Below are 15,455 nucleotides of genomic sequence, written 5' to 3' on the forward strand. Positions count from 1 at the left end.
CTGTCGACGTGGATGATCCGCGCCCTCCGGAGGGGCCCCTCACGTTCGCCGAAGCGGTGGACCGGGTGCGTTCGCTGACGTTCCGTTCCGACTTCGTCGTGCGGGAGATTCCCGCGCCCGGCGGCCTCGCCCCCGACGCCATCGCCCTCGCCGGCGACGTGCGTCCGCAGGAGCACGGCGTGGACTCTCCCTACGGCACCGGCCGGTTCATCCTGCTGCACGACGACGCCGGCGTCGCCGCCTGGGGCGGGGCGTGGCGCATCGTCTGCTTCGCGCAGGCCCCGCTGGAGACCGAGATCGGAACCGATCCGCTGCTGGCCGACGTGGCGTGGTCCTGGCTCGTCGACGCGCTGGACGCCCGCGGCGCCCGCTACGACGCGGCATCCGGCACCGCCACCAAGACCCTCTCGAAGGGGTTCGGCACCCTGGCGGACCAGGGCGACGGCGCACAGATCGAGTTGCGCGCCTCCTGGTCGCCGGCCGGCGACGTCGCGCACCACGTGCAGGCGTGGGCAGAATTGACGTGCATGTTGGCGGGACTGCCGCCAGGGTCGGAGGAAATCGCTGTGTTCGGACCGCGCCGGAGCGCCCGTGGCTGAGTATCGGGTCATCGAGGACGCCGAAGGGCTGGCCGCCGCCTGTGCGGCGCTGACCGCGGGTCACGGGCCGGTGGCCGTCGACGTCGAGCGGGCCAGCGGTTTCCGCTACTCGCAGCGCGCCTACCTCGTTCAGGTGTTCCGGCGGGATGCCGGGGTGTTCCTTTTCGACCCGCCCGCGATCGGCGACATGACCCAGCTGCAGCGTGCGATCGGCGGCGAGGAGTGGGTGCTGCACGCCGCCAGCCAGGACCTGCCGTCGCTGCGTGAGATCGGCCTCGAGCCGCCGTCGATCTTCGACACCGAACTGGCGGCGCGCCTCCTCGGCCACGAGCGCGTGGGCCTGGGTGCCGTGGTCGAGGACACCCTGGGCATCACCCTCGACAAGGCGCATTCCGCGGCCGACTGGTCGACCCGCCCACTCCCGCAGGCCTGGCTGGAGTATGCCGCGCTCGACGTGCTGCTGCTCGTCGACGTGCGCGACGCGCTGGCGGCCGAGCTCGACGAGCAGGGCAAGACGGCGCTGGCCGCGGAAGAGTTCCAGGCGGTGCTCGACCGCGCGCCGAAGCCTCCCCGCGAGGACCCGTGGCGCCGGCTGAGCGGCTTGCACACCGTGCGCGGACGCCGTTCGCTCGCCGTCGCCCGGGCCCTGTGGACCGCGCGGGAGGAATATGCCCGGGAGCAGGACGTGTCTCCCGGCCGGCTCGTCCCCGACCGCTCCCTGGTCGCCGCCGTCCTCGCCGATCCCGCGAGCAAGCAGGAACTGTCCAAGCTGAAGGACTTCACCGGCCGCGCCAGCCGCTCGCAGCTGGACCGCTGGTGGGCGGCGATCGAGGCGGGCCGCGCGGACACCGCCCTGCCGCCGGAGCGCGTCACCGGGGACAGCATGCCGCCGCCGCGCGCGTGGGCGGACCGCAACCCGGCCGCCGACGCGCGCCTGAAGGCCGCACGCCCCGCCGTGGAGCAGGTCGCAGCAGACCTCGGGATGCCGATGGAGAACCTCCTCACACCCGACACGCTGCGCCGCGTGGCGTGGTCGCCGCCCGCGGAGGTCGACGTGGCATCCATCGGTCAGGCCCTCGCCGACCTGGGTGCCCGTCGCTGGCAGATTGAACGGACTGCACAGGTGATCACCGACGCATTTGTGCGTTCCGTGCAAGCAGCGTCGGGCGAGCCGGAAAACGCTTCGTAGGTTCAGCCCAACCGATTCCTGCCGGTTCCCGGGTCTTCCTAGGCTGGCGGAAATCCCTATTTTTGGAGGCAGAGTGGCCGAGATTTCGGACGTCTTCTTCGTCGATGGCATGCGGACCCCGTTCGGGCGCGCCGGCGAAAAAGGCATGTACTGGAACACCCGCTCCGATGACCTCGCCGTCAAGGCGACCATCGGGCTGATGGAACGAAACCCGAATGTTCCCGCGGACCGCATCGACGACGTCGCCATCGCCGCGACGAGCCAGACCGGCGACCAGGGGCTGACCCTCGGACGATCGGTGGCGATCCTGGCCGGGCTGCCGCAGACGGTCCCCGGCTTCGCGATCGACCGCATGTGCGCGGGCGCCATGACGAGCGTCACCACCATGGCCGGCTCCATCGGCTACGGCATGTACGACGTGGCCCTCGCCGGCGGCGTAGAGCACATGGGCCACCACCCCATCGGCACCAACGCCGACCCCAACCCGCGCTTCGTGGCGGAGAAGATGGTCGACCCGGGCGCCCTCAACATGGGCGTCACGGCAGAGCGCATCTTCGACCGGTTCCCGCACCTCACCAAGGAGCGCTCCGACCGCTACGGCATGCTGAGCCAGCACAAGCTGCAGGCCGCCTACGACGCCGGCAAGATCCAGCCCGACCTGGTGCCCGTCGCGATCAAGGGTGCCGACGGCGCCTGGGGCCTGGCCACGGCCGACGAAGGCCGCCGTCCGCAGACGACCATGGAGGACCTGGCGAACCTGAAGACGCCCTTCCGTCCGCACGGGCGGGTCACCGCCGGCACCTCGTCGCCGCTGACCGACGGGGCGACGATGTCGCTGCTCGCCGGCGGCCGTGCGGTGAAGGAGCTGGGACTGGCGCCCAAGATGCGCCTGGTCTCGTTCGCCTTCGCCGGCGTGCAGCCGGAGATCATGGGCATCGGCCCCATCCCCTCCACGGAGAAGGCGCTGCGCAAGGCAGGCCTCGACATCTCCGACATCGGGCTGTTCGAGCTCAACGAAGCGTTCGCGATCCAGGTGATCTCGCTGCTGGACCATTTCGGCATCGCCGACGACGACCCGCGCGTCAACCCCTGGGGCGGCGCCATCGCCGTCGGTCACCCGCTCGCGGCATCCGGCGTGCGCCTCATGATCCAGCTCGCCGCCCAGTTCGCCGAGCGCCCCGACGTGCGCTACGGACTGACCGCGATGTGCGTCGGCCTCGGCCAGGGCGGCTCGGTCATCTGGGAGAACCCCCACTACGACGGCAAGAAGAAGAAGTAGGACCCGCGATGACCGATTACGAATCGATCGACTTCTCCCCGATCCTCTCCCCCGCAGCGACCGACGGCGAGGTCGTCACGCACTCGCCCGTGCGCGACATCACGCTGCCCAGCGGCAGGGTGCTCGCCCTGATCACGCTCGACAACGGGCGCGACCACAACCGGCCCAACACCCTGGGCCCGGCCACCCTCGCGGAGCTCGGTGAGACCCTCGCCGGTCTCACGGCGCGCGCGGCCGCCGGAGAGATCCAGGCGGTGGGCATCACCGGCAAGCAGTACATCCTCGCCGCCGGCGCCGACCTGTCCGACATCTCCCGTCTCGGCTCCAAGGACGACGCGCGCCTGGTCGCGCAGTTCGGCCACAAGGTGATCGGCGCCCTGGGCGACCTCGGCGTCCCCTCGTTCGCCTTCGTGAACGGACTGGCGCTCGGCGGCGGGCTCGAGATCGCGCTGAACTCCACCTACCGCACCGTCGACGCGTCGGCCGCGGCGATCGCGCTTCCCGAGGTCTTCCTCGGGATCATCCCCGGCTGGGGCGGCGCCTACCTGCTGCCGAACCTGATCGGCATCGAGAACGCCCTCGAGGTCGTCATCTCCAACCCGCTCAAGCAGAACCGCATGCTCAAGCCGCAGCAGGCGTTCGACCTCGGCATCATGGACGCCATCTTCCCGGCGGCGAACTACCTCGAGAACTCGCTGCAGTGGGCAGACGGCGTGCTCGCCGGCTCGGTGAAGGTCACCCGCAAGAACGAGCCGGGCAAGATGGAGCGCCTCACCAAGTGGCCCATCGCGATCAAGATGGCCCGGGGCATGCTCGAGTCGAAGATCGGCACCGTCCCGCGCTCGCCGTACGTCGCACTGGACCTGCTGGACAAGGCGAAGAGCGGCACCAAGGCCGAGGGCTTCGCCCGCGAGGACGAGGCACTGGCCGAGCTCATCACCGGCGACCAGTTCGCGGCATCCATGTACGCGTTCGATCTCGTGCAGAAGCGTGCCAAGCGCCCCGTGGGCGCGCCCGACAAGCAGCTGGCCAAGAAGGTCACGAAGGTCGGCATCATCGGTGCCGGGCTCATGGCGAGCCAGTTCGCCCTGCTGTTCGTGCGTCGCCTGCAGGTGCCGGTGCTCATCACCGACCTCGACCAGGCGCGCGTGGACAAGGGTGTGGCGTACATCCACGAGGAGATCGGCAAGCTCGAGGCGAAGGGTCGACTCGACGCCGACGCGGCGAACCGGCTGCGCGCGCTCGTGCGCGGCACGACCGACAAGACCGAGTTCGCCGACTGCGACTTCGTCATCGAGGCGGTGTTCGAGGAGCTCGGTGTCAAGCAGCAGGTGTTCGGCGAGATCGAGAAGATCATCGCCGAGGACGCCATCCTCGCCACCAACACCTCCTCGCTGTCGGTGGAGGAGATCGGCGCGACCCTCGCCCACCCCGAGCGCCTGGTCGGGTTCCACTTCTTCAACCCGGTGGCGGTCATGCCGCTCATCGAGATCGTGAAGACCCCGCACACCGCCGACGCCGCACTGTCGACGGCGTTCGTCGTCGCCAAGGGACTGGGCAAGAACGCTGTGCTCACCGCCGACGCCCCCGGGTTCGTCGTGAACCGCCTGCTCGCCAAGGTGATGGGCGAGGCGGCCCGCGCCGTCTACGAGGGCACTCCCCTGATGACGGTGGAGAAGGCCTTCGCCCCGCTCGGCCTGCCGATGACACCGTTCCAGCTGATCGATCTGGTCGGCTGGAAAGTCGCGGCCCACGTGCAGGACACCATGGTCGCCGCCTTCCCCGACCGGTTCTACGCCAACGAGAACTTCCACGCTCTCGCGCAGCTGGAAGCCGTGGTGGAGAAGGACAAGGGCGGGCGCGTCTCCGGCTGGACGAAGCAGGCTGAGAAGGTGCTCAAGGGCGCCATCGGCTCCTCGCCGGCATCCCCCGACGAGATCCTCCGCCGCGTGCAGGACGGTCTGGCGCAGGAGATCCGCATCATGCTGGACGACGAAGTGGTACCGGAGGTCGAGGACATCGACCTGTGCCTCATCCTCGGCGCCGGCTGGCCGTTCATCGACGGCGGCGCCTCGCCGTACCTCGACCGCGAGGGCGCGTCGGAGCGCGTGTTCGGCGACACGTTCCACCACCCGCCGATCCGAGGCATCGCGCACCGCTGACGCGGCTGCCCGCAGGACGGCCCCGGGCTTCGGCTCGGGGCCGTCTTCGCGTGTGCGCCCCTGTCCCTGTGCTCCCTGCAGGGCGACGGGCTCGTCGCGCCGCCGCGTGCACAGCGGCGGCGGCTCCGCGGGTGCGCGTGCACAACGACGGGGATCGGCGCGGGAACACCCGCGACAGCTGCGGTCGCCAGGCGGAACCGCACGCTCTTCCGAGGTTGTGCACGCGCGGCACGCAAGGGGGCGCGCGGCCGCGTCGGCGGGGCCGTGCGCGGCCGGTCAGACCAGGTCGGCCTGCACGGAACGGACGCGGAGGTCGCGGGCGAGGTGATCGCGCTGCTCGACCACGATGCGGCGGAGCGCGCCGGGAGCGTCGCGGTGCGCGGCGAGCCAGGCGTCCACGGCATCCGTCGTCTCGCCGTCGGGGAACAGACCCCGCACGAGGCGCGCGGCGATCTCGATGCTCCGCGTGGACCAGACCTCCAGGATGCGGTCGAAGTAGCCGTCCGCGACGGACTCGAGGAGGTCGTTCCGCCCGCCCGCCCTGGCGCCGCGGATCGTCGCGCTCAGGTGATCGTTCGTGAGCGAGGCGTCGTCCCATGCGGCGTGCCACGCCGCCACGCGCACGTGCGAGGAGGGACGCGCGGCCAGCGCGGCGATCCGTGCCGTGGCGCCCGTGGCCGTGGCATCGCGGGCGTACTCGGCGACGATGTCCGGCTCCTGCGCGTGGCCCGTGGCCGACAGCGCCAGCCACCAGGACCAGCGCAGGTCCGGATCCAGCCGGAGCCCCGCCGGCGGCGGCGTCGTCCCGGCCAGCAGCGCACGCAGGTCGTCGGCGCGGGCGTCGCTGAACTCCGCCGCCGCGCCGAGCGCGCGCGCCCACGACAGCTGCGCATCAGAACCGGGCTCGGCGGCGAGCATCGCGTCCCAGCACGCCTGAAGCCATGCGGATGCCGCGGCGTCCCGCCGGTCGGCAGGGACGTAATGCGTCAGCGTGAACAGGGCGCGCGCGTGCACGTCGGCCATGAGCGCCGCGTTCGTCTCCCCCGCGGCGTGCCGGACGGCGATCCGGAGGAACCGCTCGGCGGCGAGCTCCCCGTCGCGCGTCGCGTTCCACAGCGTCGCCCAGATCACTCCCCGCGTGACCGCATCCTCGATGGTGGCGAGGCCGCGTTCGACGGCATCCACCGACCGCGCGTCCAGCCGCTCCTTCGCGTAGGAGCGATCGTCGTCGTTCGGCACGATGAGGTCGGCTTCCGAGACCTCCGATGCGGCGATGGGGGTGTGCTCCCCCACGACGTCCACCTCGGCGGCCTCCACGCGGGTGAGCCGTTCGCCCTCGAAGGCATAGAATCCCACCCGCATCCGATGCGGCCGGTCCATGTCCTGCACGACGGCCAACGGATGCCGGTCCACGCGCACCGTGGGCAGTCCGGTGGTCTGCAACCACGCCCGCGACCACGCGCGCAGGTCGCGGCCGGACGCGGCCTCGAGTTCGGTGAGCAGATCGTCGAGCGTGGTGTTTCCGAAGGCGTGCGCGGCGAAGTAGCGCCGCGCACCCTCGAAGAAGGCTTCCTCGCCCACGAACGCGACGAGCTGCTTGAGCACCGCCGCGCCCTTGGCGTAGGTGATGCCGTCGAAGTTGAGCTTGGCCGCTTCGAGGTCGGGGATATCCGCCACGATCGGGTGGGTGGTCGGCAGCTGGTCCTGCTGGTAGGCCCAGGCCTTGCGCCGCGCGGCGAACGTGACCCACGCGTCGGTGAAGCGGGTGACGGCGACGGCCGCGTGGGCGCCCATGTAATCGGCGAACGACTCCTTCAGCCACAGGTCGTCCCACCACTGCATCGTCACGAGGTCGCCGAACCACATGTGCGCCATCTCGTGCAGGATCGTGTTCGCCCTGCCCTCGCGCTGCGCGACGGTGGCGGCGCCGCGGAACACATACGCCTCGGTGAAGGTGACGAGCCCGGGGTTCTCCATGGCGCCGAGGTTGTACTCGGGCACGAAGATCTGGTCGTACTTGCCCCACGGGTAGGGGAAGGCGAACGCGTCGGTGAAGAAGTCCAGTCCCTGCCGGGTCACCTCGATGATCTCGTCCGTGTCGAGGTGCGCGGCCAGCGACCGACGGCAGAGCACACCGAGGTCGATCGTCTGGGCGTCACGCTGCCACGCGCCATCGACCCGTTGGTACGGACCGGCCGCCACGGCGGTGATGTACGACGACAGCGGCGGGGTCGGGGCGAAGCGCACGCGCTGCGCGCCGGCATCCGTCGATGACTCGACAGCAGGTTGGTTCGAGAGGACGTGCCATCCCGCGGGCGCAGTGACGACGAAGGTGTACCGCGCCTTCATGTCGGGCTGTTCGAAGCACGCCATCACGCGTCGCGAGTCGGCGGGCTCGTACTGCGTGTAGAGATAGGTCTCACCGTCGACGGGGTCGACGAACCGGTGCAGCCCCTCCCCCGACCGGCTATACGCTCCGCGCGCGACGATGCGCACCCGGTTCTGCGGTGCCAGCCCGGTGAGGCGGATGCGCGCACCGTCCCAGTCCACCGGCACGGACACGCCGTTGACCTCGACCCGCTCGACGGCTTCCCCGAGGAAGTCGACCCATGTCTCGTCGGTGCGGGCCTCGAACGTCAGCTCGCTGACGGTCGGGAAGCCCGTGCGGTCGGCATCTACGGCGCCCGTGAGGTCGAGCTCGACCCGGATGTCATGCACGGTCACCGCCGCGGAACGGGCAGCGGTCTCGTCGCGGGAGAGGTTGGCGGTGCTCATCCCTCCATGCTTTCACGCCTCGCGGACCTGGCCCGCCGGAGCGCGCGGAGTCATGCGGCGGACCGCTCAGCCGCGGTCGTCGGCCCCCGGGGGCACTCGGTCGTGCGCCGCGGCGGCCTCCGCCGACCAGGCGGTACCCGACTCGGCGTGCGGGCGCGCCACCGGCACCCGGATGCCGAGCACCTGCGACACGACGTCCTGCGCGATCTTCGCCGCGCTCAGTCCGGCGTCGGCGAGGATCTGCTCCCTGCTGGCGTGGTCGATGAACTCGTCCGGCAGGCCGAGCTCATCCACGGCGGTGTCCACGCCCGCCTCACGCAGCACCTGCCGCACGCGCGTGCCGATGCCGCCGACACGGATGCCGTCTTCGAGCGTGATCACAAGACGGTGGGCGGCGGCGAGGCTCACGACCGAGGGCTGCACGGGCACGACCCAGCGCGGGTCGATGACCGTGGCGCCGATGCCCTGCGCGCGCAGCCGCACGGCGACGTCCATCGCCAAGTGCGCCATGGGCCCGATGCCCACCAGCAGCACGTCCTCGGCGCCGTCGCGGGCGAGCACGTCCACGCCGTCCTCGAGGCGCTCGATGGCGGGGAGATCCGCCCCGACGGATCCCTTGGGGAAGCGCACGACGGTCGGTGCGTCCTCGACGGCGATGGCCTCGCGGAACTCCTCGCGCAGCCGCTCGGCGTCGCGCGGCACGGCTATGCGGATGTGCGGCACCAGCTGCAGCATCGCCAGGTCCCAGACGCCGTGATGGCTCGGGCCGTCCGGCCCCGTCACGCCGGCACGGTCGAGCACGAACGTCACCCCCGCCTTGTGCAGGGCGACATCCATCAGCACCTGGTCGAAGGCGCGGTTCATGAAGGTGGCGTAGAGGGCGACCACCGGATGCAGGCCGCCGTACGCGAGACCGGCGGCCGAGGCCACCGCGTGCTGCTCGGCGATGCCCACGTCGTAGACCCGATCCGGGAACCGTTGCGCGAAGGGCAGCAGCCCGGTGGGGCGCAGCATCGCAGCGGTCATCGCGATGATGTCCTCGCGCCGCTCCCCTGCGGCCACGAGCTCCTCGGAGAACACGTCGGTCCAGGAGCCGGATCCGGCGCCGCCGATCGCCTCGCCGGTGATCGGGTCGATGCGGCCGACCGCGTGGAACTGGTCCGCCTCGTCGCTGCGCGCAGGGGCGTAGCCGCGGCCCTTCTCCGTGATGGCGTGCACGATCACCGGTGCGCCGTACGACTTCGCCAGCTCCAGCGTCTCCAGCAGCGACTCCATGTCGTGCCCGTCGACGGGACCGAGGTACTTGATGTCGAGATTGGAGTACAGCGCGACGTTGTTGACGAAGCGCGACAAGAAGCCATGGGTTCCACCGCGGACGCCGCGATAGAACGCGCGGGCGGCGGGACCGAGGCGGCGGGACAGCGATGCCGAGCCGCGGTGCAGCGTGCGGTAGGTCTCGGCGGTGCGCACGCGGTTGAGGTAACGCGCCATGCCGCCGATCGTCGGGGCGTAGGAGCGCCCGTTGTCGTTGACGATGATGACCAGGTTGCGGTCGTTGTCGTCGGTGATGTTGTTGAGCGCCTCCCACGTCATGCCACCGGTGAGGGCGCCGTCGCCGACGACCGCGACCACGTGCCGGTCGTGCCGGCCGGTGCGGGTCAGCGCCCGGGAGATGCCGTCGGCCCAGCTCAAAGAGCTGGATGCGTGGGAGGACTCCACGACATCGTGCGGGCTCTCGCTGCGCTGCGGGTAGCCGGCCAGGCCGCCACGGGAGCGCAGCATCGAGAAGTCCTTGCGCCCCGTGAGCAGCTTGTGCACGTAGGACTGGTGGCCGGTGTCGAAGATGATCGGGTCGTCCGGCGAGCGGAACACGCGGTGGATGGCGAGGGTGAGCTCGACCACCCCGAGGTTGGGACCCAGATGACCGCCGGTGCGTGAGACGTTGTCGATGAGGAACTGGCGGATCTCCCCGGCCAGCTCGTCGAGTTCGGCGGGGGTGAGGCGGTCCAGATCGCGCGGGCCGTCCACCGAATCAAGCAACGACATCGGTCCTCTTCCTGTCTTCGGACGGGGTGCCCACTCTACCCGCGCCTGCCGGGAGAGGGATGGGAACAGGCCCGGAGCCGTGGGGCTCCGGGCCTGTTCCCGGTCAGTCAGACCAGGCTGCGCAGCACGTACTGCAGGATGCCGCCGTTGCGGTAGTAGTCCGCCTCACCGGGGGTGTCGATGCGCACGATCGCGTCGAACTCGATCGTCTGCTTGCCCTCGGGCGAGAACTCGCTCGGCTCGGCGACGACGCGCACCGTCTTGGGCGTGACGCCCTCGTTGAGCTTCTCCAGGCCGGTGATCGAGATGATCTCGGTCCCGTCCAGCCCCAGCGACTTCCAGCTCTCGCCGGCCGGGAACTGCAGCGGCACGACGCCCATGCCGATCAGGTTCGAGCGGTGGATGCGCTCGAAGCTCTCGGTGATGACGGCCTTGACGCCCAGCAGGCTCGTGCCCTTGGCCGCCCAGTCCCGCGACGATCCCGAGCCGTACTCCTTGCCGCCGAAGACGACGAGCGGGGTCTGCTGCGCCTGGTAGTTCATGCACGCGTCGAAGATGTAGGACTGCGGACCACCGGGCTGGGTGAAGTCGCGGGTGTACCCGCCCTCGACCACCTTGCCGTCGTTGACGGCGGCGACCAGCTCGTTCTTCAGGCGGATGTTCGCGAACGTGCCGCGGATCATGACCTCGTGGTTCCCGCGGCGCGAGCCGTAGGAGTTGAAGTCCTTCTGCGCCACGCCGTGATCGGCGAGGTACTGCGCCGCGGGCGTGCCCACCTTGATGTTGCCCGCAGGGCTGATGTGGTCGGTCGTGACCGAGTCTCCCAGCGCCGCCATGACGCGGGCTCCGGTGATGTCCGCGACCGGCGTCAGCTCCATCGACATGCCGTCGAAGTAGGGCGCCTTGCGCACGTAGGTCGACTCCTCGTCCCACTCGAAGATGGGGCCGGTCGGCGTGGGCAGGGTCTGCCAGCGCTCGTCGCCGTCGAAGACGGTCGCGTACTGCTTGATGAACTGCTCGCGCGAGATCGAGGAGTCGATGATCTCCTGCACCTCGTCGGTGGCGGGCCAGATGTCCTTGAGGAACACGTCGTTGCCGTCGCTGTCCTTACCGAGCGGGTCGGTCTCGAAGTCGAAGTTCATCGAGCCGGCCAGCGCGTACGCGACCACCAGGGGCGGCGAGGCGAGGTAGTTCATCTTCACGTCGGGGCTGATGCGGCCCTCGAAGTTGCGGTTGCCCGAGAGCACCGCGGTCACCGCGAGGTCGTTGTCGTTGACCGCCTGCGAGACCTCGTCGATGAGCGGGCCCGAGTTGCCGATGCAGATCGTGCAGCCGTAGCCGACGGTGTAGAAGCCGAGGCCCTCGAGGTCCTTGTCCAGACCCGACTTCTCGTAGTAGTCCGTCACGACCTTCGAGCCCGGGCCGAGCGTGGTCTTGACCCAGGGCTTCTGCTTGAGACCCTTCTCACGCGCCTTGCGGGCGAGAAGGCCGGCCGCGATCATGACGGACGGGTTCGACGTGTTGGTGCACGACGTGATGGCCGCGAGCGTCACCGCACCGTTGTCCAGCAGGTACGGCGAACCCTCCGGGGGCGTCACCTTGACCGGGTTGGATGCCGGGTGGGTGGAGCCGCTGAAGAGCAGGGCGGACTCGGCGTGCTGGTCCTCGTGCTGGTGCGAGACACCGCCGACGGACACGGTCTCGTGCTCGACGCCGGGCGCGGTGCCGGGGTCGGAGGCCGGGAACGTGCCCTCGACCTCGACGGCGTCCTCGACGGTCGTGTCGGTGTAGTTGAGGATGTCCTTCTGGAACTGGTTCTTCGCCTCGGACAGCAGGATGCGGTCCTGCGGGCGCTTGGGCCCGGCGATGGAGGGGACCACGGTGGACAGGTCGAGCTCCATGTACTCGCTGAAGCTCGGCTCGCGGTCGGCGTCGTGCCACAGCGACTGCTCCTTGGCGTACGCCTCGACCAGTGCCACGGTCTCCTCCGGGCGGCCTGTCAGGCGCAGGTAGTCCAGCGTGACGTCGTCGATCGGGAAGATCGCGGCGGTCGAGCCGAACTCGGGGCTCATGTTGCCGATGGTGGCGCGGTTGGCCAGCGGAACCGATGCGACGCCGGCGCCGTAGAACTCCACGAACTTGCCGACCACCCCGTGCTTGCGCAGCATGTCGGTGATCGTGAGCACCACGTCGGTGGCGGTCACGCCGGCGGGGATCTCCCCGGTGAGCTTGAAGCCGACCACCCGCGGGATCAGCATCGACACGGGCTGGCCGAGCATCGCGGCCTCGGCCTCGATGCCGCCGACGCCCCAGCCGAGCACGCCCAGGCCGTTGACCATCGTGGTGTGCGAGTCGGTGCCCACACAGGTGTCGGGGTAAGCGCGCAGCACGCCGTCGACCTCGCGGTCGTAGACGACCTTGGCGAGGTGCTCGATGTTGACCTGGTGCACGATGCCGGTTCCCGGCGGGACGACCTTGAAGTCGTTGAACGCGGTCTGTCCCCAGCGCAGGAACTGGTAGCGCTCGCCGTTGCGCTCGTACTCGATCTCGACGTTGCGCTCGAGCGCGTTCGGGGTGCCGAACAGGTCGGCGATGACGGAGTGGTCGATGACCATCTCAGCAGGCGACAGCGGGTTGATCTTGTTCGGGTCGCCGCCGAGCGCCGTGACGGCCTCACGCATGGTCGCGAGGTCGACGATGCAGGGCACACCGGTGAAGTCCTGCATGACCACACGGGCGGGCGTGAACTGGATCTCGGTGTCGGGCTGGGCGTCGGGGTCCCAGGAGCCGAGAGCCTGGATCTGCTCCTTGGTGACGTTCGCGCCGTCCTCGGTGCGCAGCAGGTTCTCGAGCAGCACCTTGAGGCTGAACGGGAGCTTTTCGTACCCCGGCACCGTCTCGATGCGGAAGATCTCATAGTCGGTGCTGCCGACTGTCAGGGTGCTCTTGGCACCGAAGCTGTCAACACTGGACACGCGTGTCTCCTTCGTCGGCCGCGGGAGGGGGCGTGATCACGCCCGTGCTCCATCTTCCCCCGGGGCGGAGGGCCGGGCTAGTGAGGCCCACCTAACTCTGCCGGGGTGCGAATTTATCTTGATATCAAGATAAATGTATCACTCCGGTGGGCGGCGGTAGAGAGCGCGCGCGGCGAGCCACGTCACCGCCACGAGTGGCGCGAACAGCGGCAGCCCCATGACGAGCTTGAGCGTGCCGAGGGTGGCGACATCGCCGGCGAGGTAGAGCGGGAACTGCACGGCGAGCCGCGCGTAGAAGAGCATCGCCCACGCGATCGCGAGCCAGAAGAACACGCGCCGTTTTCGGGGATCCCGCCGCCAGGCGGCGCCCTCCCCCATCAGGTACCCGGCGGCGAGGCCGATGAGCGACCAGCCGATGAGCGCGGAGACGAGCAGGGCGGTGCCGTACGCGGCGTTGGTGATGAAGCCCGGGATGAAGTTGTCCTCGCCGCGGCCGGTCAGCAGGGCAAGGCCGGCGGCGACCGCGGTCGCGATGAGCCCGCCGATGGCTGCTGATGGCGGGGTGCGCTGCACCAGCCGCACCACCGTGAACACCAGGGCGAGGCCGACGGAGAGGCCCAGACTCAGCGGCAGATTCGCTTCGCCCGTGGCCCGGTCGATGGTGAGGGTGTAGGCGACGACGAAGACCAGACCGGGCAGCACCGATTCCAGCACGCCACGCCAGCCGCCCATGGCGCGCCATACGACGTGGCCCGTGGGTCGGTCATCGGTCGGGTCCAGCCCCGCGCGACGCGCAGCCCCGCTGAGCGCCTGCCCGAGGACGTCGCTCGCGCGCGGCTCCGGAGGCTCGAGCGCGTCGTCGCGCGGATCGTCGGCCGGGGTCGTCACGCGCTGCCCGGCGTCGCCGGCATCTTCAGCGGAATCAGGTCGCGCGGGGGCATCGGTGTTCCGCCGCGCACGACGACGAGAGAGCGGAAGAGGTCCTCCACCCGCGCTGCCGCCTCGGTGTCCGAGGTCGCGGCGCCGCCGATCACGCCGCGCAGGAACCAACGCGGCCCGTCGACCCCGACGAAACGCGCCAGGCGCATGCCCGTCGCGCCGTCGGCCCCGGCGACCACCGGCACCTCGGCGAGCAGTTCCGGCCCGAGGGGACCCTCGCGCTCCTCGACCCGGCCACCCTGCTGACGCACCTGCTGACGGATCTGCTCGCGGGTCTCGTCCCACAGACCGCTCGAGCGCGGTGCCGCGAAGGGCTGCACCTGCAACGTGGAGTCGGCGTAGTCGAGTCCGACCGCGACGATGCGCTTGGTCTGCTCCTCGACCTCGAGCCGGAGGTTCAGGCCCTCGCGAGGCAGCACCTTGATACCGCCCAGGTCGATGTAAGGGCGGACGGGATTGGCCTCGGACTCGTCGAACGGCCCCATCTGCGCCCGGTCCTCCGGTCCCGCCTTGCGCGGCGGCTGCTCCTGCGGCGACTGATCGGTCATGCGTGGGTTCCTGTCTTGTGGTAGCCCGTGGAGCCGAAGCCGCCGTCCCCGCGGACGCTGTCGGGCAGCTCCGCGACGGGGATGAACCGCACCGGCGGCACCGGCATGACGATGAGCTGCGCGATGCGGTCGCCCACGGCGACGTCGTACGCCTCGCCGGCATCCGTGTTCAGCAGCGCGACCTTGATCTCGCCGCGGTAGCCCGCGTCGACGGTTCCGGGCGCATTGACGATCGTGATGCCGTGCTTGGCCGCCAGGCCGCTGCGCGGCACGACGAACGCCGCGTAGCCGTCGGGCAGCGCGATGCGCACACCGGTGCCGACGAGGGCACGGGCTCCGGGCTCGAGACGCACCGCCTCGGCGGCGACCAGGTCGGCGCCCGCGTCACCCGGGTGCGCGAACGCCGGCACCACGGATGCAACAATGGGGACGTCCACGGAATCGGTCACCCCACGAGGCTAATGCAGAAGACAGCGGCCGGCACACGCCCGGCATACGCATACCGCGAGCGGCTCACCCCCTCACTCTGGGCGCTGGTCAGCGCCGCGGTGGTGGGGCCGATGGCGGCGCTGGTGCTCACCGCCTTCAACCCGACCGTCGGCCTGATCGTCGGCGGCATCCTGGCGGTGGCGGTTGTCGCGCTCATGCTCGCGCTGTCCCCCGTGATCGAGGTGCGCGACGGCTGGCTGTACGCCGGCAAGGCGAAGATCGAGCTGCAGTTCCTCGGCGATCCCGACGTCTTCGTCGGCGAAGACGCACGCCGCGCGCGGGGGCCGGAACTGGATCCGCGTTCGTGGATGCTCGTGCGGCCCGGAATAGACGGCCTCGTGCGCGTGCCCGTCGACGATCCTCGCGATCCCGTCCCCTGCTGGGTCCTGTCAAGCAGAACGCCCGACCGCCTCAGCGCGATCATCCGCGCTGCGCGGCCGGGCGTCTGAGCGGC

General features: G+C 70.4%; 11 protein-coding genes. 5 read left to right on the plus strand and 6 right to left on the minus strand.

Annotated features, from left to right (window positions below):
• Window positions 1–8: 8 nt before the first annotated feature.
• From QNO26_RS07440 to QNO26_RS07455, 4 genes are all read left to right on the plus strand, one after another.
• Window positions 9–599, plus strand: coding sequence for a DUF3000 domain-containing protein (locus QNO26_RS07440; protein WP_257530915.1), 591 nt, complete (start codon window positions 9–11; stop codon window positions 597–599).
• A complete protein-coding gene (locus QNO26_RS07445) occupies window positions 592–1,788 on the plus strand; it encodes a ribonuclease D (protein ID WP_257638375.1) in 1,197 nt (398 codons plus the stop codon). Before QNO26_RS07440 ends, QNO26_RS07445 begins: the two co-directional genes overlap by 8 nt.
• A gap of 73 nt (window positions 1,789–1,861) precedes the next feature.
• Window positions 1,862–3,067: a thiolase family protein gene (locus QNO26_RS07450; protein ID WP_257530911.1), complete on the plus strand. Its 1,206-nt coding sequence runs from the start codon at window positions 1,862–1,864 to the stop codon at window positions 3,065–3,067.
• Window positions 3,068–3,075: 8 nt separating this feature from the next.
• Entirely contained in the window at window positions 3,076–5,229 is a 2,154-nt protein-coding gene (locus QNO26_RS07455) for a 3-hydroxyacyl-CoA dehydrogenase NAD-binding domain-containing protein (protein WP_257638376.1), read from the plus strand.
• A gap of 276 nt (window positions 5,230–5,505) precedes the next feature.
• On the opposite strand, the gene pepN is transcribed toward QNO26_RS07455, so the two are convergent.
• The 6 genes from pepN to dut form a co-directional block, all read right to left on the minus strand.
• Window positions 5,506–8,004, minus strand: coding sequence for an aminopeptidase N (pepN, locus tag QNO26_RS07460; RefSeq protein ID WP_257638377.1), 2,499 nt, complete (start codon window positions 8,002–8,004; stop codon window positions 5,506–5,508).
• Window positions 8,005–8,070: 66 nt separating this feature from the next.
• A complete protein-coding gene (gene dxs / locus QNO26_RS07465; RefSeq protein ID WP_257530905.1) occupies window positions 8,071–10,050 on the minus strand; it encodes a 1-deoxy-D-xylulose-5-phosphate synthase in 1,980 nt (659 codons plus the stop codon).
• A gap of 107 nt (window positions 10,051–10,157) precedes the next feature.
• Window positions 10,158–13,025, minus strand: coding sequence for an aconitate hydratase (locus QNO26_RS07470; RefSeq protein WP_257530903.1), 2,868 nt, complete (start codon window positions 13,023–13,025; stop codon window positions 10,158–10,160).
• 138 nt (window positions 13,026–13,163) lie between these two features.
• Window positions 13,164–13,913: a DUF3159 domain-containing protein gene (locus QNO26_RS07475; RefSeq protein WP_257530901.1), complete on the minus strand. Its 750-nt coding sequence runs from the start codon at window positions 13,911–13,913 to the stop codon at window positions 13,164–13,166.
• Window positions 13,910–14,512: a DUF3710 domain-containing protein gene (locus tag QNO26_RS07480; protein ID WP_257530899.1), complete on the minus strand. Its 603-nt coding sequence runs from the start codon at window positions 14,510–14,512 to the stop codon at window positions 13,910–13,912. The genes QNO26_RS07475 and QNO26_RS07480 overlap by 4 nt, the downstream gene beginning before the upstream one ends.
• Window positions 14,509–14,961: a dUTP diphosphatase gene (gene dut / locus QNO26_RS07485; protein WP_257530897.1), complete on the minus strand. Its 453-nt coding sequence runs from the start codon at window positions 14,959–14,961 to the stop codon at window positions 14,509–14,511. Before dut ends, QNO26_RS07480 begins: the two co-directional genes overlap by 4 nt.
• 12 nt (window positions 14,962–14,973) lie before the next feature.
• On the opposite strand from dut, the gene QNO26_RS07490 reads away from it, so the two are divergent.
• Window positions 14,974–15,450, plus strand: a complete 477-nt coding sequence (locus tag QNO26_RS07490) for a DUF3093 domain-containing protein (RefSeq protein ID WP_257530895.1) — start codon at window positions 14,974–14,976, stop codon at window positions 15,448–15,450.
• Window positions 15,451–15,455 lie beyond the last annotated feature (5 nt).

Source organism: Microbacterium sp. zg-Y1090 (assembly GCF_030246945.1).
Taxonomy (GTDB): Bacteria; Actinomycetota; Actinomycetes; order Actinomycetales; family Microbacteriaceae; genus Microbacterium; species Microbacterium wangruii.